20 protein-coding genes and 1 pseudogene are annotated in these 17,884 nt (G+C 39.4%); 19 read left to right on the forward strand and 2 right to left on the reverse strand.

Annotated elements, in window-relative coordinates; translation table 11 throughout:
• Window positions 1–47 precede the first annotated feature (47 nt).
• Window positions 48–182 (reverse strand): annotated as a pseudogene (locus KX728_RS09445) (low temperature requirement protein A); the annotation flags it as partial.
• A gap of 229 nt (window positions 183–411) precedes the next feature.
• Between KX728_RS09445 and KX728_RS00390 the strand changes: the two are divergent.
• Genes KX728_RS00390 through KX728_RS00400 form a run of 3 tightly spaced genes read left to right on the forward strand, consistent with a single transcriptional unit; the run spans window position 412 to window position 2,875 of the window.
• A complete protein-coding gene (locus KX728_RS00390; RefSeq protein WP_215805127.1) occupies window positions 412–1,128 on the forward strand; it encodes an ABC transporter ATP-binding protein in 717 nt (238 codons plus the stop codon).
• A 1-nt stretch (window position 1,129) separates the two neighbouring features.
• A complete protein-coding gene (locus KX728_RS00395; protein WP_215805128.1) occupies window positions 1,130–2,212 on the forward strand; it encodes an ABC transporter permease in 1,083 nt (360 codons plus the stop codon).
• A gap of 39 nt (window positions 2,213–2,251) precedes the next feature.
• Window positions 2,252–2,875, forward strand: a complete 624-nt coding sequence (locus tag KX728_RS00400; RefSeq protein WP_084856237.1) for a TetR/AcrR family transcriptional regulator — start codon at window positions 2,252–2,254, stop codon at window positions 2,873–2,875.
• A 112-nt stretch (window positions 2,876–2,987) separates the two neighbouring features.
• Here the strand turns inward: KX728_RS00400 and KX728_RS00405 are convergent, their stop codons facing one another.
• Complete coding sequence (locus KX728_RS00405) at window positions 2,988–4,034, reverse strand: threonine aldolase family protein (protein WP_215805129.1); 1,047 nt, start codon at window positions 4,032–4,034, stop codon at window positions 2,988–2,990.
• Between the two features lie 118 nt (window positions 4,035–4,152).
• On the opposite strand from KX728_RS00405, the gene KX728_RS00410 reads away from it, so the two are divergent.
• From KX728_RS00410 to KX728_RS09295, 16 genes are all read left to right on the forward strand, one after another.
• On the forward strand, window positions 4,153–5,043 hold the full coding sequence (locus KX728_RS00410; RefSeq protein ID WP_215805130.1) for a LysR family transcriptional regulator: 891 nt from the start codon (window positions 4,153–4,155) through the stop codon (window positions 5,041–5,043).
• A gap of 49 nt (window positions 5,044–5,092) precedes the next feature.
• Complete coding sequence (locus tag KX728_RS00415; RefSeq protein WP_215805131.1) at window positions 5,093–5,857, forward strand: nucleoside phosphorylase; 765 nt, start codon at window positions 5,093–5,095, stop codon at window positions 5,855–5,857.
• A 33-nt stretch (window positions 5,858–5,890) separates the two neighbouring features.
• Complete coding sequence (locus KX728_RS00420) at window positions 5,891–7,270, forward strand: TrkH family potassium uptake protein (protein WP_215805132.1); 1,380 nt, start codon at window positions 5,891–5,893, stop codon at window positions 7,268–7,270.
• Between the two features lie 13 nt (window positions 7,271–7,283).
• Complete coding sequence (locus KX728_RS00425) at window positions 7,284–7,949, forward strand: potassium channel family protein (protein ID WP_038806509.1); 666 nt, start codon at window positions 7,284–7,286, stop codon at window positions 7,947–7,949.
• Window positions 7,950–8,104: 155 nt separating this feature from the next.
• Window positions 8,105–10,639: an SSURE domain-containing protein gene (locus KX728_RS00430; protein WP_215805133.1), complete on the forward strand. Its 2,535-nt coding sequence runs from the start codon at window positions 8,105–8,107 to the stop codon at window positions 10,637–10,639.
• A gap of 80 nt (window positions 10,640–10,719) precedes the next feature.
• A complete protein-coding gene (locus KX728_RS00435) occupies window positions 10,720–11,418 on the forward strand; it encodes a response regulator transcription factor (protein WP_215805134.1) in 699 nt (232 codons plus the stop codon).
• Window positions 11,415–12,449, forward strand: coding sequence for a sensor histidine kinase (locus KX728_RS00440; RefSeq protein ID WP_215805135.1), 1,035 nt, complete (start codon window positions 11,415–11,417; stop codon window positions 12,447–12,449). Before KX728_RS00435 ends, KX728_RS00440 begins: the two co-directional genes overlap by 4 nt.
• A gap of 202 nt (window positions 12,450–12,651) precedes the next feature.
• Window positions 12,652–13,263: a 30S ribosomal protein S4 gene (gene rpsD, locus KX728_RS00445; RefSeq protein WP_000092756.1), complete on the forward strand. Its 612-nt coding sequence runs from the start codon at window positions 12,652–12,654 to the stop codon at window positions 13,261–13,263.
• Between the two features lie 622 nt (window positions 13,264–13,885).
• Window positions 13,886–14,068, forward strand: coding sequence for a hypothetical protein (locus KX728_RS00450; RefSeq protein ID WP_000780389.1), 183 nt, complete (start codon window positions 13,886–13,888; stop codon window positions 14,066–14,068).
• 75 nt (window positions 14,069–14,143) lie between these two features.
• On the forward strand, window positions 14,144–14,359 hold the full coding sequence (locus KX728_RS00455; protein ID WP_215805136.1) for a hypothetical protein: 216 nt from the start codon (window positions 14,144–14,146) through the stop codon (window positions 14,357–14,359).
• A 17-nt stretch (window positions 14,360–14,376) separates the two neighbouring features.
• Entirely contained in the window at window positions 14,377–14,628 is a 252-nt protein-coding gene (locus tag KX728_RS00460) for a 16S rRNA processing protein RimM (RefSeq protein ID WP_215805137.1), read from the forward strand.
• A 113-nt stretch (window positions 14,629–14,741) separates the two neighbouring features.
• On the forward strand, window positions 14,742–15,029 hold the full coding sequence (locus KX728_RS00465) for a hypothetical protein (RefSeq protein WP_042768212.1): 288 nt from the start codon (window positions 14,742–14,744) through the stop codon (window positions 15,027–15,029).
• A complete protein-coding gene (locus KX728_RS00470) occupies window positions 15,030–15,221 on the forward strand; it encodes an LSm family protein (RefSeq protein WP_215805138.1) in 192 nt (63 codons plus the stop codon).
• Window positions 15,222–15,287: 66 nt separating this feature from the next.
• Entirely contained in the window at window positions 15,288–15,500 is a 213-nt protein-coding gene (locus KX728_RS00475) for a hypothetical protein (protein WP_215805139.1), read from the forward strand.
• A gap of 599 nt (window positions 15,501–16,099) precedes the next feature.
• Window positions 16,100–17,275 (forward strand): SIR2 family protein, encoded by a 1,176-nt coding sequence (locus KX728_RS00480; RefSeq protein ID WP_215805140.1) that lies wholly within the window; start codon window positions 16,100–16,102, stop codon window positions 17,273–17,275.
• Window positions 17,275–17,868 carry a helicase HerA domain-containing protein gene (locus tag KX728_RS09295; RefSeq protein WP_252344798.1) on the forward strand — a complete coding sequence of 198 codons (594 nt, stop codon included), beginning with the start codon at window positions 17,275–17,277 and terminating at the stop codon, window positions 17,866–17,868. Before KX728_RS00480 ends, KX728_RS09295 begins: the two co-directional genes overlap by 1 nt.
• The last annotated feature ends 16 nt before the right edge of the window (window positions 17,869–17,884 follow it).

The following is a 17,884-nucleotide window of genomic DNA, read 5'->3' on the forward strand; positions in this document are numbered from 1 at the left end:
TCTCCTTTCTCGAAAGAGAAGGGAGAGTTTTATGTAGGAAGGATTTTCTAGAATAAATACCAATCCGGAGTTGAGAACTTCTTGGTCTGTTTCATATAAAAACGGATAAAGTGAATTTCCATAGCTAAGGTTATCAAGGTTGCTATTGTGATGACAGTAGTAGGATTGGCTGAGAAAAGTAGAGGAAGAATAGGCCTTTAAAAAGTGGACAGGAAAGACCATTTCGGAGTATCGTGAAGAGATTTAGAAACAGCTCTAAAAGCAATAGCTATCCATTATAAACATCAGATACGAATCTGGTGTTTTATTTTTTTAAAGAATTTAACCCTTTCTCTTGACAAGTGAGTGATTACTCACTATAATAGCTTCTGGATTTAAAAAGTGAGTACCCACTCACCAAGGAGGAAGTAAATGAAAACATTACTACATTTACAAGATTTAGTAAAATCTTTTGACAATCAAATAGTTCTGAATCATGTCAGCTTTGAATTGCAGCCAGGAGAAATTATAGGATTAATTGGTCCGTCTGGTGCTGGTAAATCAACTATGATTAAGACTACGTTAGGAATGGAAAAGGCTGATGGAGGCGTAGCTTTAGTGTTAAATCACACTATGCCCAATCGCCATATTTTAGGAGATATTGGCTATATGGCCCAATCAGATGCTTTATACGAGTCCTTGTCAGGCCAAGAAAATCTGGAATTTTTTGGTCAGCTAAAGGGGCTTTCTAAAAAAGACCTAAAGGCGGAAATTGCTCATATAGCTCAAGTAGTAGATCTGACAGACTACTTAAACAAGGCGGTATCTGGTTATTCTGGAGGAATGAAACGGCGTTTGTCTCTTGCTATCGCGCTGTTAGGAAATCCTCAACTCTTGATTTTGGACGAACCGACAGTTGGAATCGACCCTTCTCTTCGAAAGAAAATCTGGAAAGAATTATTCGCGCTTAGAGACAATGGGATTGGGATATTAGTTACTACCCATGTTATGGATGAAGCAGAGTTGACGGATAAGGTCGGCTTATTATTAGGCGGAAAAATCATTGCTTTTGATACACCGCAACACTTAAAAGAAAGTTATCAAGTTTCAAGTATTGAAGAAGTATTTTTAAAAGCAGAAGGTGAGTAAAATGAGAACAATAGCGATTGCAAAAAAAGTCATCAAAGAATTACTTCGTGACAAACGAACTCTAGCCCTGATGTTTATAGCACCTGTTTTTATCATGTGGTTGATGAACCTCATGTTTTCAGCTAGTACAGCCGTGAATGTCAAGTTAGCGACACAAGATCTACCAACTGGTTTGGTAACGAAAATGGATGAGCTTGATCATGTGGACATCGAGACTTATCAAGACTTAGATCAGGCCAAAGAAGCGCTAGCAAATGAAAAAGTCGATGCTGTGATTTCTTATAAAGACGGTGAGTATCAGGTCGACTACGCAAATACAGATGTCTCCAAGACATCTATGATACGACAAGTGTTACGAACAAGTATCGCCAGTGAAGGCACCGATCAGTTACTATCTCGTGTCAAACAAGCTCTTCCACAATTGGACTCGGACGCAAAAATACCAGAAATCAAGGAGTCCTATCAATATGGAGATGAAAATACAAGCTTCTTTACCAGTATGATTCCGGTTTTGATAGGTTTTGTAGTTTTCTTCTTTGTCTTTTTGATTTCAGGTATGGCGCTTTTGAAAGAGCGCACCAGTGGAACGCTAGAACGTTTGTTAGCAACACCAGTGAAACGATCTGAAATCGTCTATGGCTATATGTTGTCTTACGGTATTATTGCGATTTTTCAAACGGCAGTTGTCGTCTTAGCAGCAATTTGGCTACTAGATGTAGAAGTTGTAGGAAGTATTTTAAATGTTATAATAGTTAATGTGGTACTGGCTCTTGTAGCACTAGCTTTTGGAATTCTCTTGTCTACTCTAGCAAAATCAGAATTCCAAATGATGCAATTTATTCCTCTCGTGATTATGCCCCAACTCTTTTTCTCAGGAATTATTCCATTGTCATCCATGGGAGAATGGGCTCCAACTGTGGGGAAATTTTTGCCATTAACCTATTCTGGTGATGCAATAAGCCAGATTATTCTTTACGGACACAATCTTGGTGATATTTTGCCAAATCTTGGTGTTTTAATGATTTTCTTGATCATTTTAACAATTCTCAATATTGTTGGATTGCGTCGTTATCGTAAAGTTTAGAAATCAACATAAATAATGCTAAAAAGGTGTGAAGATTAGATGGATAAGACTGTTTTTGAATCGTTTGAAGATTACTTAGAAGAAGCGAATTACCCTCAAGGAAAGAAAAAAATCATGCAGGCAGCAGTGGATCTCATATCAACTAGGAGTTACCATGGGACCTCAACTCTTCACATAGCTGAGCGTGCTGGACTAAGCCAGGCAACTTTGTTTAAGTATTTTAAGACGAAGGATGATCTACTGACGGCTATTTTACATCCTGTAGTCCCAAGCATTTTCGGTAGTTTTTTTGAGGAACTCTTAGCTTTTGAAACGACAGAAGAGAGGGTTCGTTATCTCGTCCACGATCGTATGAGCTATCTCAAAAAAAATCGTGCTTTGATGAAAATCATTCTGCAGGAGAGTTTTTCAAATAAGAAACTAAAAAATGAACAGATTTTTATCTGGAATGCTATTCAAGATAAACTTCGAGTGCTTCATAAGGAATTGCTGGCAGATCCACGTGTAAATCCAGAGTTAACGAGTCCTCAAATGGTTCGTATTTGTGTTGGTCCATTGTTGGCTTACTTCGCTCAGCTTTATATCGTTAGCGATAATGGAGAAATAAAAGAGGAAGACTTAGACTTATTAGAAAAACAGATTTTAGGTGGTTTGTGGAAATAAGGGGGTTCTAGAAGAACTAAGGTTTATTTACCTGACCTTCAAACAAGATAAAAAAGACATGTTCTGCTTATTTCAGATTCATGTCTTTTTTGTTGTTGGATTTGATATGTATTTATAACTCCTCAATCACCTTGCATAAGGCTTCTACATCTTCTTTTTGACTAGACCAGGCGGTCGCAAAACGGATGACGGTATGCTTATCATCATATTTTTCCCAGTAAGAGAAAATCACTTTTTGAGACAAGTTTTTCATCTGTTCATCATTTACAATACAAAAGACTTGATTGGTTGGATTTTCAAAATAAAGGGGGAGGCCAGCATTTTTACAAGCTAGACGAATTTGGTTGGCATAGGAAATCGCATCTTCGCCAATCGTTTGATAGAGCTTGTCTTTAAACAATTCGTCAAATTGAATGCCGAGAAGTCTTCCTTTGGCTAGAAGGGCGCCGTGTTGTTTGATAATGGTGGTCATGTGAGGAAGGAGTTGAGGATTAGGGATAACGACTGCTTCCCCGAGAAGAGCGCCACATTTGGTACCACCGATGTAGAATGCGTCGCATAAGTTAGTCAAATCAGCAAGACTGACATCATTTTCAGGACAGACAAGTGCGTAAGCAAGACGAGCACCATCTACGAAGAGTTTGACATTCTTTTCCTTACAAACCTGAGAAATAGCTTCTAATTCTGCTTTGGAATAAAGGGTTCCGAGTTCAGTTGGTTGAGAGAGATAGACCATTCCTGGCATGACCATATGCTCATGATTTTTATCAGCCCAATAATTTTCAATGGTTTCTTTAATTTGCTGGGCAGTCAATTTTCCATCTGTTCCCTCTAGTTCGAGTACCTTGTGACCTCCAAATTCGATAGCACCAGCCTCATGAACGCTGATATGACCAGTTTTTGTAGCAATCACCCCTTGGTAAGATTGGAGAAGACTGTCAATCATGACTTGGTTGGTCTGGGTTCCACCGGCAAGAAAATGGACAGCTGCCTGCGGACAAGCGCAGGCTTTTCGGATGCTTTCAACAGCACTGGCACTAATCGAATCGTTCCCATATCCGCTCATTTCCATTTCATTGGTTTCCATGATTCGTTTGAGAATCGCAGGATGTGCTCCTTGAAGATAATCATTTGCAAAATTTAGAGTTTTGTTTGTCATAAGAGACCTCTTTCTTGATTGATACATTCATTGTACAAGAAATATATTCATTACACAAACGTCAAAAAATCATATAAACTATGATAAAATGGAATAGATAAAAGAAAAGGAGTGAAAAATGGACGCAAGTAAGTGCCAGGCAGTTCTAATCGCTAGTGAAACAGGTTCTTTTTCAGCTGCAGCAGAACAACTCAATTATACTCAGTCAGGGATTACGAGAATGATTTCGAGTTTGGAAGAAGAATTAGAATTTTCCTTGTTTATCCGCAGTAAAAAAGGAGTTCGCTTGACGGAGAATGGGAAATTGATGTTGCCTTATTTCAGAGAAATCGTTGAATCCAGTCAGATTGCGCAAGAGATGAGTGATGATATAAAAGGTGTCGTTCGTGGCTCCATCACGATTGCCTGCTACTTTAGTGTATCTTCTATGTGGATGCCTCGTCTTTTAAAAGTTTTTTCAGAGAGCTATCCCAATATCCAGATTAAGTTGTTGGAGGGTGGGAATAAGGAAATAGCTAAGTGGTTAGCAGAAAAATCTGTCGATATCTGTTTATGTGCAGAACCTCAAGACAAGACGAACTATAGTTGGGAAGAACTCTATCGGGACCCACTTCTTGTTTGGCTCCCCAAAAATCATCCTAAGGCTAGACAAGCTCAATACGAGATAAAGGATTTGGAGGCAGAGGAGTTTATACATACCTTGCCTGGGCAAGATACAGACCAGGATAGATTAATTGAGAAAGAAAATCTAAATTTAAAAACACGGTTTACAACAAAAGACGGCTTTACGACCTATCAGTTAGTAAAAGCAGGTTTAGGAGTGAGTTTTAATCAGGCTATGATCGCACAAGATTGGAAAGAAGATGTAGTGCAGTTACCTCTAACCCCACCACGTTTTGTCTCGCTGGGCCTGGCTTTGCCAAAACAGAAACCAACCTCTCCAGCGGTGCAACGCTTTCTCAAGTGCATGGAAGAGGAGTTTTCTGGCTTGGTAAACCCAACTCCTTGACACTCCGTCAGCTTTTGATACAATAGTACAAAATTAGAGGAGGTGGGCTATGATTCAGAAGCATGCGATTCCCATTTTAGAGTTTGATGACAATCCCCAAGCGGTCCTTATGCCGAATCACGAGGGTTTAGACTTAAAGTTGCCAAAGAAGTGTATCTATGCATTTTTGGAGGAGGAGATTGACCGCTACGCTCAGGAAGTAGGAGCGGACTGTATTGGTGAGTTCGTTTCGGCCACCAAGACTTATCCGGTCTACGTCATCAATTACAAGGGCGAGGAGATTTGTCTGACCCAGGCGCCCGTAGGCTCTGCCCCAGCGGCCCAGTTTATGGATTGGTTGATTGGCTATGGTGTGGAGCAAATCATTTCCACTGGAACCTGTGGCGTCCTAGCCGATATAGAGGAGAATGCCTTTCTCGTCCCTGTTCGCGCTTTGCGAGATGAGGGGACCAGCTACCACTATGTGGCGCCTTCTCGTTATATGGAGATGCAGATTGAGGCTGTCTCTGCTATTGAGCAAGTCTTGGAGCAAAGAGGCATTCCTTACGAGGAGGTCATGACATGGACGACAGATGGTTTTTATCGAGAGACGGCTGAAAAGGTTGCCTATCGTAAGGAAGAAGGCTGTGCTGTTGTGGAGATGGAGTGCTCGGCTCTTGCGGCAGTAGCTCAGCTACGTGGAGTTGTCTGGGGAGAGTTGCTCTTTACCGCAGATTCCTTGGCGGATCTAGACAACTACGACAGTCGTGACTGGGGCTCAGAAGCTTTTGATAAGGCACTCGAACTCTGTCTTGCCATTGTGCACCACATGTGAGTGTTCTGACTGTTTTTATGGTAGAATGTAGTTATGTTATTCAAATCTTTTTTGGAAAAAATCAAGACGATACTGGGACGCTTGTCGCCAGCCCGTCGCATCTTTTTAAGTTTTGCCCTAGTAATCTTCTTGGGTTCTCTCCTTTTAAGTCTCCCCTTTGTGCAAGCAGAAACGTCACAAGCGACCTACTTTGACCATCTCTTTACGACCGTGTCCATGGTCTGTGTGACAGGGCTCTTTACCCAGCCGGTAGCCTCTACTTACAATATATGGGGCCAGCTGATTTGCATGCTCTTGATCCAGATCGGTGGATTGGGGCTTATGACCTTTATCGGAATCTTTTATATCCAAGGCAAGCAAAAGCTCAGTCTTCGTGGTCGTGAGACTATTCAAGAAAGTTTCAGTTATGGAGAAACCCAGTCTCTAAAGGATTTCATTCGTTCAATCTTTCTGACGACTTTTCTAGTGGAAGGGATCGGTGCCTTTCTCTTGAGTTTCCGCTTTATTCCTGAATTTGGCTGGGGGCGAGGGATTCTAACCTCTATCTTTTTGGCTGTTTCAGCTTTCTGCAATGCTGGATTTGATAATTTTGGAAGTACGAGTTTGCTAGCCTTTCAAACGGATACCTTGATCAATCTAGTGATTGCAGGATTGATTATCACGGGGGGGCTAGGATTTATGGTCTGGTTTGACCTAGCGACCCAGTTTGGGAAAAAGAAAAAACGCCGTCTGCGTTTCCATACCAAGTTGGTTCTCTTTTTAACGGCGGGAATTTTACTCTTTGGAACCGTATCGACTTTGTTCATCGAGTGGAATAATCCTGGGACGATCGGAAATCTCAGCGCTCCAGAGAAATTGCTGGTTAGTTTCTTCCAGACCGTCAGCATGAGAACGGCAGGCTTTGCTTCCATTGACTACACCCAGGCTAGACCAGTTACCTTACTGATCTACATTTTGCAGATGTTTCTGGGCGGGGCACCAGGAGGGACAGCAGGGGGGCTCAAGATTACGACCTTCTTTGTCTTGTTGGTCTTTGCTCGTAGCGAACTATTGGGCTTGCCTCATGCCAATGTGGCTCGGAGGACCATTGAACCCCGAACCGTGCAAAAATCTTTCAGTGTCTTTATTATCTTCTTGCTAACTTTCTTGCTGGGCTTGATTCTACTAGGGATAACAGCAGAGGGAAATCCGCGCTTCATCTACCTCATGTTTGAGACCATTTCAGCCCTTGCGACAGTTGGAGTGACGGCAAATTTAACACCGGAGCTAGGCAAGATAGCCCTCAGCATCGTTATGCTGCTGATGTTTATCGGCCGTATTGGTCCCTTGACACTACTGGTCAGTGTAGCGGAATACCAGCCAGACAAGAAAGACACGATTCACTATATGAAAGCAGATATCACTATCGGATAAGAAAGGAAGAACGATGTCAGATCGGACAATTGGAATTTTAGGTTTGGGAATTTTTGGGAGCAGTGTTTTGGCTGCCCTAGCCAAGCATGACATGAATATTATTGCTATTGATGACCACGAGGAACGCATTAATCAATTTGAACCTGTGCTGGCGCGTGGGGTAGTTGGAGATATCACGGATGAAGAACTCCTTCTATCAGCGGGGATTGACACTTGTGATACCGTAGTTGTCGCAACGGGTGAAAATCTGGAGTCCAGTGTTCTCGCGGTTATGCACTGCAAGAGTCTAGGAGTGCCGACTGTTATTGCCAAGGTCAAAAGTCATACAGCTAAAAAGGTTCTAGAAAAAATTGGCGCAGACGCAGTCATCTCACCAGAGTTTGAAATGGGGCGCTCATTGGCGCAGACCATCCTCTTTCATAACAGCGTAGACGTCTTTCAGCTGGACAAGAATGTATCGATTGTCGAGATGAAAATCCCCCAATCATGGGTAGGTAAAAGCCTCAGTCAGTTGGATTTGCGTGGGCGATACAACCTCAACGTACTTGGTTTTCGTGCCTACGAAAATGCTCCTCTGGATGTCCAATTCGGACCCAATGACCTTTTGCAGGCAGATGCCTACATCATGGCCGTCATTAATAACCAACATCTGGACACCCTAGCTGAACTGAGTGAGTAGGAGAGGAAGGGTACTCTCTATCCCAATAATTAACGAGTCAATATAAGTATTTTATAAGAGGGATTTAAGAAAAATTTTAACTTTTTCTTAATCCTTTTTAATTTTAGGAGATTATACTAGAGTCATCAAAAAAAGAAAACTCTAAGGAGAATCCTATGAAATTCAATCCAAATCAGAGATATACTCGTTGGTCTATTCGCCGTCTCAGTGTAGGCGTTGCTTCAGTTGTTGTGGCTAGTGGCTTCTTTGTCCTAGTTGGTCAACCAAGTTCTGCGCGTGCTGATGTCGTCAATCCGACTCCTGCCCAAGTCGTGCCAGACGCTGCTTCGGTGAGTGAAAAGAGCGACTTACCAGCAGAGGTTCTCAAAAAAGCAGTCGATGTAGCTCTTCCTTCAGAACAGTCTATTCCAACACCTAAAGCAAGTGTGGATACCACAAGCTCTTCAGAAAAAGCGGACGCAACTGCTAAAGAGCCTGCAGTAGTGCCAAAAGAAGAAGTGCAAGCACAACCTGACTCTAAGAAACAAACAGAAGATGCAGTTAAACCTGTGGAAAGTCCTGCGTCTACAGTTTCTGGACAAGACCGTGAAGTCAGTGAAGCGCAACCAGCGACCACCCCAGCTGAAGTGCAAAAGGGTGTGGCCGACAACACCAAAGACACAGTAGATGTCCCAGCTAGTTACCTTGACAAAGCCAATTTCCCAGGACCATTTACAGCTGGTGTCAATCAAGTCATTCCATACGAATTCTTCGCTGGTGACGGCATGTTGACTCGCCTGATCTTGAAAGCATCTGATAAGGCTCCATGGTCAGACAACGGTTCAGCTAAAAATCCCGCCCTTCCACCAGTAGAGAAATTGGGCAAAGGTCTTTACTTCTATGAAGTGGATTTAGCAGGTACCCAAGGCAAATCTGACAAAGAGTTGCTTGATCTTTTAAAACAAAACGGCACGCAAAGCTATAAAGCTACTATCAAGGTGTACGGTGCAAAAGACGGCAAACCTGACTTAACTAATCTGGTAGCGACTAAAAATTTGGATGTCAACTTGAATAGTTTGACCACCCCAGCTGAAGTGCAAAAAGGTGTGGCTGACAATACAAAAGATACAGTAGATGTCCCAGCTAGTTACCTTGACAAAGCCAATTTCCCAGGACCATTTACAGCTGGTGTCAATCAAGTCATTCCATACGAGTTCTTTGCCGGTGACGGTATGTTAACACGCCTTATCTTGAAAGCATCCGACAAGGCTCCATGGTCAGACAATGGTTCAGCTAAAAATCCCGCTCTCCCACCAGTAGAGAAATTGGGCAAAGGCCTTTACTTCTACGAAGTGGATTTAGCAGGGACTCAAGGCAAATCTGACAAAGAGTTGCTTGATCTTTTAAAACAAAATGGAACTCAAAGCTATAAAGCTACTATCAAGGTGTACGGTGCGAAAGACGGCAAGCCTGACTTAACTAATCTGGTAGCGACTAAAGATTTGACTGTTAATTTGAATGGTTCGACCACTCCAGCAGAAGTTCAAAAAGGTGTGGCTGACAACACCAAAGACACAGTAGATGTCCCAGCCACTTACTTGGAAAAGGCTAACTTCCCAGGACCATTCACAGCTGGTGTCAACCAAGTCATTCCATATGAATTCTTCGCTGGTGATGGCATGTTGACTCGCCTTATCTTGAAAGCATCTGATAAGGCTCCATGGTCAGACAATGGTTCAGCTAAAAATCTCGCTCTCCCACCAGTAGAGAAATTGGGCAAAGGTCTTTACTTCTACGAAGTAGACTTGGCCGGCACCCAAGGTAAATCTGATAAAGAGCTGCTTGACTTGTTGAAACAAAACGGCACACATAGCTATAAAGCTACCATCAAAGTGTACGGTGCGAAAGATGGCAAACCTGACTTAACTAATCTGGTAGCGACTAAGGATTTAAATGTCAACTTGAATGGCTTGACCACACCAAATCAGGTTAAAGACTCTGTTGTGAACAATGTCAAAGACATGATTGATGTTCCAGCTAGCTACCTTGATAAGGCTAAGGTTCCTGGACCTTTCTTGGCTGGTGTCAACCAAGTTATTCCGTACGAAGTTTTTGGTGGAGATGGTATGTTGACTCGCCTCTTGTTAAAAGCTTCAGACAAAGCTCCATGGTCAGACAACGGAACAGCTAAAAATCCTGCCCTATTGCCACTTGAAGGCTTGGCTAAAGGTCAATATTTCTACGAAGTGGATTTGAATGGCAATACGGTTGGCAAAGATGGTCAGGCCTTGCTGGATCAACTTCGAGCTAACGGAACCCATACATATCTAGCTACTGTTAAAGTCTATGGATCTAAAGATGGCAAACCTGATTTGACCAATCTGATTGCTACTCGTCAAGTAACGATTCAGCTTCGTGGAAAAGAAATGGCGACAATACCATCTCAACAAGGTCAGATGAATACGAAGCCTTCTGAAACAGGCTCTACAGGTACGACTGAGGGTATGATGGGTACAAATCACCATATGTCAGATATGAAAGTAGATCAACCAGCTTCTAGCCCAATGGCTAATATGATGAAAAAAGATGATAAAGCGATGTTACCAAATACTGGGGAAGCTAAAACGGCTACAGCTGGCCTTGGTATCTTTGGTCTAGCCTTGGCAGGTCTTGTTGGACTTTTGGGTTTGACAACCAAACGAGAAGATTAAGATTCAAATCACTTAAACATTAGAGAAAATAGTGTTATACTAAAGCAAGTATAACACTGTTTTTATCGAAGGAGTGTCAGATGAAAAAGACAATTTTGCTGGTTGATGATGAGATAGATATTTTAGATATTCAAAACCGCTATCTTTTACAAGCAGGTTACGATGTTTTGGTCGCCCATGATGGTAAGGAGGGATTAGAACTTTTCAGAAAAAAATCTATCGACCTCATTATCACAGATATCATGATGCCCAATATGGATGGCTATGATTTTATCAGTGAAGTTCAGTATATCGCTCCGGATCAACCCTTCCTCTTTACAACTGCTAAGACAAGCGAACAGGATAAGATTTATGGATTAAGTTTGGGGGCAGATGATTTTATAGTCAAACCCTTTAGCCCACGCGAATTGGTTTTAAGAGTGAATAATATCTTGCGTCGCCTTAGCCGTGGAGGAGAGACAGAACAGATCGAGTTTGGTGACTTAGTGATCAACCATGTGACTCATGAGGTTCGCATTGGGGAGCAACCTTTGGAATTGACAGTAAAATCCTTTGAACTTCTATGGATATTAGCCAGCAATCCCGAGAGAGTCTTTTCAAAGACGGAACTTTACGAGAAGGTATGGCAAGAGGACTATGTGGATGATACCAATACACTCAATGTTCATATCCATGCTTTGAGGCAAGAGTTGACTAAGTATACAAATTCAAATGCTCCTACTATCAAAACTGTCTGGGGTTTGGGCTATAAGATGGAAAAACCAAGAGGTAGAAAATGAAATTAAAAAACTATATTTTAGTGGGGTATCTAGTGTCGACTCTACTAACGATTTTGGTCGTTTTCTGGGCAGTCCAACGAATGTTGATCGAGAAAAGTGAAGTTTACTTTCTAGTTGGAATGACCTTGATTGCTAGTTTCATTGGCGCTGCAGTGAGCATCTTTCTTTTGTCGCCTGTGTTCTCTTCTCTGAAACATTTGAAAAAACAAGCTCAGGATATAGCCAGCAAGGATTTCAGCACAGAAATTGAAACCAAGGGCCCATTAGAATTTCAAGAGCTGGGCCAGGCTTTTAATGACATGTCCCACAATTTGCAGGCTACCTTTCAATCACTTGATGAGAGCGAGCAAGAAAAGAGAATGATGATTGCGCAGCTCTCTCACGATATTAAAACTCCCATTACCTCCATTCAGGTTACTGTGGAGGGAATTCTAGATGGAGTGATTAAGGAAGAGGAACGGCTCCACTACTTAACCACGATTGGTCGGCAAACTGAGCGTCTAAACAAGCTAGTGGAGGAATTGGATGTTTTGACTCTTAATACACAACCTCAAGAAATTGCTGACGAGGAAGTCGAAGAGGTCTTTTTAGATCAGCTGTTGATTGAGTCAATGAGTGAATTCCAACTCCAGATTGAACAAGAGGAGCGAGATGTTTACATTCAAGTGTCACCTGAGTCGGCGAAAATCAAGAGCCATTCTGACAAACTTTCTCGTATTCTGGTCAATTTGTTAAACAATGCCTTTAAATATTCAGAACCAGGAACCAGAATTGAGGTTCTTGCCCAATTAACAGAACAAGAGCTGACAATCAGTGTGAAAGACGAGGGTCAGGGGATCCTTCCTGAAGATTTGGAAAAGATCTTTAAACGACTTTATCGTGTAGAAACTTCGCGCAATATGAAGACAGGTGGACATGGATTAGGACTTGCGATTGCACGCGAACTAGCCCATCAGCTTGGTGGCGAAATCACAGCAGAAAGTCAATATGGCTTAGGAAGCAAGTTTACATTCAGCCTCAATTTGAAATAAAGGCGTAAAATCCCTTTACAAATCTAGCTTTTCATGGTAAAATAGCCTTTGTGTGAAATAGCAGCAGGAAAGCATGAAGCTCGTCAACAGGTGTCTTATGACAAGTAACCTTGGCTGTTTAGGCGAAGGGCATCTGCACGAATCAGGGCTTTCTAAGTGACTATTTCCACCGAAATATTATTTATATCAGGAGGACATACACATGTCACGTTATACAGGACCATCTTGGAAACAAGCTCGTCGCCTTGGCCTTTCACTTACAGGTACAGGTAAAGAATTGGCACGTCGTAACTACGTACCAGGACAACACGGACCAAACAACCGTTCTAAATTGTCAGAATACGGTTTGCAATTGGCTGAAAAACAAAAACTTCGTTTCACTTACGGTGTAGGTGAAAAACAATTCCGTAACTTGTTCGTACAAGCTACAAAAATCAAAGGCGGAATCCTAGGTTTCAACTTCATGCTTCTTTTGGAACGTCGTTTGGATAACGTTGTTTACCGTCTTGGCCTTGCGACTACTCGTCGTCAAGCTCGTCAATTCGTAAACCATGGTCACATCCTTGTTGACGGAAAACGCGTTGATATCCCATCATACCGCGTAACTCCAGGTCAAGTGATCTCAGTTCGTGAAAAATCATTGAAAGTTCCAGCAATCCTTGAAGCAGTAGAAGCTACTCTTGGACGTCCAGCATTCGTATCATTCGACGCTGAAAAATTGGAAGGTTCATTGACTCGCTTGCCAGAACGCGACGAAATCAACCCAGAAATCAACGAAGCACTTGTCGTTGAATTCTACAACAAGATGCTTTAATTTTAAGAAATATCTTACAGAAAGCCTACAACAGTGGGCTTTTTGCTTTGTCTTAAAACGTTGATTTCTGGGTTTGTTCAGTTATAAACTTTTTAGTGCAGTTTCATAGAACGAAACTGCTTTTTGGGCGTTCATTTTTGAGAGGTAAAAAGAAGCATGACTCTCCCACAGCAATAGAGCTTTTAGGCGGGAAAACCACACTTCTTTCTTGGATTAATTTTACATCATTTTGACTTAAAAAACAAATAGAGGCGTCCCACCTCCTACCGCAGAAAGATCTGTTTCAAGGGGAGATGGAAAACCTCTATTCGTTAATTTAATTATAGTCTAAAAAACTAATTGACGCAAGAATATTTAAAGCCCACCCTTTGATGATAGTCGGGATGACAAAAGGAACTGACTTAGGCACCAACCTAGAATAGATCATTGGGAGCCAAACCAGTTCCTTTATTTAAGTATACAATATGTTTACAAGAAAACAAAGTAGTAAGTTATTCTAATGGAGTATCTGTAGTACTTTAGCAAACAAGGTGTGCTATAATGCTTTTAACAGGAACTAAAAGCCATTAGTAAATAACTAATATTGAGTCATATTGTTCCGAAATTAGAGAGAAGGAACTTAATGAAATTATGGGAATATGTTGATAAAAATGTTCGCCTTATTTTAGAAGACGGGACCTCCATCAAGGGCAGGGTGGTTGATTGGTTTGACGGTTATGATTTAGATGGTCCTGACGAAATAGTCATAGGTGATCGCTCATATCCTGAAGATATTATCAAGAAAATCAAAATGATTAGTGCTTAGTTCAACCTAGGCGATTTTATCGACTAACTATAAAAAGTATAAGAACTATCGAAAAATTAGCAGAGAGGAAAATAAATGAGTAAACAGCTTTGGAAGTATCTTCGATCAAGGGTTCAGGTAGCCACTAATTGCGATAAGATAATCAAGGGACGTGTCATAGACTTTGTTGACGAAATGGACAATGATGAGCAAGATGAAATCACTATCCTCATTGACAATCCTAGTCCAGATGAAGCTACTGAAATTTCTCTCTTTGAGAGTGAGATTGTCTCGATTAAAACAATCTCATAGGACTTAGAATAATCTAGGTGCTTTTACCTGACTTATTTGAAAGAAAACACTATGGAAAAAGATTTAGTTTATATGACAATGGTTGGGACGCCTCTTTTGATTATAATGGTCAAGTATGTGGGATTTTTCCTAATTCTGTTCATGATATTGTAGTGGTGATTGGAGATAAGGAATACCAGGTATCATCATTCATTGATCTGATTTCTCTAAAAATTGGCGATAACACTTTAGTAGAAATTATGGATGGAATTGAAGTGCAGTATTATTAAAATAAAAATCATCTTTGATGAATGAACTGCACCCCAAAAATTAGATTTTGTCTGTTAAATTTTTGGAACGTAGCTCAATATGCTACAACGTTCTTATTAGGAGGGGATGGGTAATGGGATATAGTCAACAAGTATTAGACATGCTCCAGCAAGCAGTCAGTGGTCAGATTGATAATTTTTGGGATTTTTCCTTTACGTTTAACGCACTTTTTGGAGAAGATGAGGAATTTGCCGAGGCTTGGGCTAATGAAAACTCTGAAATGTTTGACGCTCTCAATGACTTTGAGTTGATGATATTTTTAGAGGAACATGATCCAAGCGACAAACAAGGTTTTATCGATTTCTTAACACCTTACTACGAAAAAGCAAAGCAATTAGCCAATATTGAAAGGGATATTTAAATGAAGCTCTGGGAATTTAACCGTACAGATGTAGTCATCACGCTTAAAAATGGCGTGGTAGTTAGAGGATTTGTAGAAGGCTATTGTGACGCCTCGGACAATGCCGAGGAGATGGATTCCTTACTTGTAGATGTTGACGGAACTCTTAGAGAGTATTTTGAGGATGAAATCGTCAGCATCATAGAAAGCTAGTAGTGGGAATAGAATCTAAGGAAAAAATCTTGTTTGTTGAGATTGTTTTAGTTGGGATGGTCCTATATGAAAAAGGATGAAATTAAAAAATATTTAGACAAAGATATTGAATTTAATTATAATAGCCGAGGTGCTTGCTTTTTATCGAGTATATGTGTAGTTGGTTATGATTATGAAGGTCAGCAGTTTGATACAATTGATGAAGCTATGGAAGCTAAAGTATTTGACGGGAAAAGCTTAGTAGATATATGGGATGAAGTTTTTCCACAAGTTTTTTAAAATGAAAAGTACCTTTGATGAACTGCACCCCAAAAGTTAGATTTTTTCTGTCTAACTTTTGGGGTGCAGTTCAAATGTATGAGATATTTTTAGTTTTGATTTAATTTCGATATTTTTCCGGAAAATACTTATTTTTCAGAAACTTAATTATATGTGATATTTATGCTTGAAATTTTTCTCCTGTATAAAGAGTGGCTCGCATCGCTATTTCACAACCAATTGATGGATTAAATAAATTAGAGAGTACATTTAAATTTTTAAATGTTTTATAAGATTGGTAATTAAATTAAGAATATTTTTGAATCTGAAATATAAGTTCTAGAACTAAACCTACCTGAGAGAAAATATCTTTATTCACGAATCCGATTATAATCAGTAGGATAGAACCATAGAGAATCTCTGATACTTCAATTTTGATTTTCAATGAAATTAGAAATTTGTAATTCAATATTTTATTCACGCTCGAAATAGTAAAAAAATACTTTTTAAAAGTATAGCTTTTTTTGTATGTTACATGATATAATAATATTAAATGGTTTAATCTTATTAAGAATTCTTTATTATGATTATGTGTCTATAAATATTGAAAGTGAGCACTGATGGAATCTGATCAATTTTTAAAAGATATTCAAGGAAAAAATGTTAATTTTTTAATAGGAGCAGGAGCTTCTTCTGGGGTCGTGCCAACGCTATGGGTGAAATCACTTAATAAGTCTTTTGAGGATTTATTAACCTCTAATGATTTTAATGAAAATCAAAAAAAAGTATTATATTTTATCTGGTTTGAACTTTGGATTCGGAAAACAAAAATTATTGATTTTGATTTAAAAAATGAAACACATAAGCAATATGAACGTTTTATTAAAAATTTAATTAATTATCTAAATAATGAAGGTTTTGATAGACCTAAACGACTTAATATCTTTACATCTAATTATGATACTTTATTTGAAAAGACTTTTGATTCATTAAGCAAGGAGAATAGACTTACTTATTTTAATGATGGAAGTAGAGGTTTCTTCAAGAAGTATATTTCAACTGAAAATTATCATTTAAAAATATCTCATTCGGGGATGAGTGACTCCTTTCAACGAGAAATTCCAACTATAAATTTGTTAAAAATTCATGGTTCGGTCACTTGGAGTAATATTAATAATGAAATTGAAGTGAGTTTAGAAAACGAGGTCTACAATGGGCTTTGTGATTTAAGTGATAAAATAAAAGAAGCAATAAATGACCATAATAATACTAGTTGGTTCACTAATGAGGAGAAGTTGCTTAATCCGAATAAATATGAAGAATCTATTTTGTACGGAACACTTGATAATCAGCGATTTTCAACAGAACTGACAACTATTTTTGATAAATTTTCTGGTCAAATAAATTCTTTTTATGAAAAATATAGAAATTTTCCAGTGGTAAATCCAACGAAGGAAAAATTTTCTGACACTGTTTTTCAACAACATTATTATCAATTATTAAGGATGCTAAGTTTTGAATTGGAAAAACAAGATAGTGTTTTAGTTGTTTTTGGATTCTCATTTGCTGATGAACATATATTAGAAATTGTCCGACGTTCAATAGTTAACCCTAAACTCAAAATCTATGTGATAGCTTATAATAAGGGAGCGAAGGAACAAACAAAGAATAAGCTAGGGGATTTAGGAGGAAATATAATTGAATATCTTCCTTCTACCGTATCTCCAGATGGGAATGAAGTTCTGGGGAACTTTAACTATTTAAATTCATTATTTGATGGAAAGATGAGTAAATAATGACAGACCAAAGCTATATTGTAGGAACAGTTAGAGAAATAAAAGGAACAAATGTTATAATTCGCTTGTTTGATAATTCATCGCAAATGACTTACTTTTTAAATGGGAAGCGTTATTCTGGTGTTATGATTGGATCATATATTGGGATAAAACGGGGGCACTATACTATTGTTGTAAAGATTGAAAAAGAGTACGCTCAAGATATTTTTCACGATACAATGGTACAGGAATTTTCAAAAGATAGATTCATTAGAGAGGTGGAAGCTAAAGTAATTGGTAGCTTTGTTCGAGATAAATATATTTCAGGAATGGTAGCCTTCCCACAAATATTTAATGATGTGATTCTATTACCTGATGAAAAAATAGGTTCAATTATAAGTGGAGAAGGAACAAATGATTCTAAAACTCGGCCAAATCCAAAATCATTTTTTAAAATTGGTGAAATGTGGCCAGAAGGAATCCCCTATAAAGTTAATTGGGCAAAGATATTCAACACTCATATTGCGATTTTTGGAAATACTGGTAGCGGGAAATCGAATACTTTGGCTAGACTCTATAAAAATCTTTTTGATTTAAATACAAAAAAATTCTAGATTTTGGAGATTCTAA

Source organism: Streptococcus oralis (assembly GCF_019334565.1).
GTDB classification, from domain to species: domain Bacteria; phylum Bacillota; class Bacilli; order Lactobacillales; family Streptococcaceae; genus Streptococcus; species Streptococcus oralis_CR.

Coding starts and splice junctions, on each gene's coding strand:
- KX728_RS00465 (WP_042768212.1), top strand. CDS start 14,742: ATGGGATATAGTCAACAAGTATTAGACATGCTCCAGCAAGCAGTCAGT.
- KX728_RS00420 (WP_215805132.1), top strand. CDS start 5,891: ATGTTATTCAAATCTTTTTTGGAAAAAATCAAGACGATACTGGGACGC.
- KX728_RS00470 (WP_215805138.1), top strand. CDS start 15,030: ATGAAGCTCTGGGAATTTAACCGTACAGATGTAGTCATCACGCTTAAA.
- rpsD (WP_000092756.1), top strand. CDS start 12,652: ATGTCACGTTATACAGGACCATCTTGGAAACAAGCTCGTCGCCTTGGC.
- KX728_RS00425 (WP_038806509.1), top strand. CDS start 7,284: ATGTCAGATCGGACAATTGGAATTTTAGGTTTGGGAATTTTTGGGAGC.
- KX728_RS00415 (WP_215805131.1), top strand. CDS start 5,093: ATGATTCAGAAGCATGCGATTCCCATTTTAGAGTTTGATGACAATCCC.
- KX728_RS00395 (WP_215805128.1), top strand. CDS start 1,130: ATGAGAACAATAGCGATTGCAAAAAAAGTCATCAAAGAATTACTTCGT.
- KX728_RS00400 (WP_084856237.1), top strand. CDS start 2,252: ATGGATAAGACTGTTTTTGAATCGTTTGAAGATTACTTAGAAGAAGCG.
- KX728_RS00390 (WP_215805127.1), top strand. CDS start 412: ATGAAAACATTACTACATTTACAAGATTTAGTAAAATCTTTTGACAAT.
- KX728_RS00480 (WP_215805140.1), top strand. CDS start 16,100: ATGGAATCTGATCAATTTTTAAAAGATATTCAAGGAAAAAATGTTAAT.
- KX728_RS09295 (WP_252344798.1), top strand. CDS start 17,275: ATGACAGACCAAAGCTATATTGTAGGAACAGTTAGAGAAATAAAAGGA.
- KX728_RS00410 (WP_215805130.1), top strand. CDS start 4,153: ATGGACGCAAGTAAGTGCCAGGCAGTTCTAATCGCTAGTGAAACAGGT.
- KX728_RS00440 (WP_215805135.1), top strand. CDS start 11,415: ATGAAATTAAAAAACTATATTTTAGTGGGGTATCTAGTGTCGACTCTA.
- KX728_RS00405 (WP_215805129.1), bottom strand. CDS start 4,034: ATGACAAACAAAACTCTAAATTTTGCAAATGATTATCTTCAAGGAGCA.
- KX728_RS00430 (WP_215805133.1), top strand. CDS start 8,105: ATGAAATTCAATCCAAATCAGAGATATACTCGTTGGTCTATTCGCCGT.
- KX728_RS00475 (WP_215805139.1), top strand. CDS start 15,288: ATGAAAAAGGATGAAATTAAAAAATATTTAGACAAAGATATTGAATTT.
- KX728_RS00450 (WP_000780389.1), top strand. CDS start 13,886: ATGAAATTATGGGAATATGTTGATAAAAATGTTCGCCTTATTTTAGAA.
- KX728_RS00435 (WP_215805134.1), top strand. CDS start 10,720: ATGAAAAAGACAATTTTGCTGGTTGATGATGAGATAGATATTTTAGAT.
- KX728_RS00455 (WP_215805136.1), top strand. CDS start 14,144: ATGAGTAAACAGCTTTGGAAGTATCTTCGATCAAGGGTTCAGGTAGCC.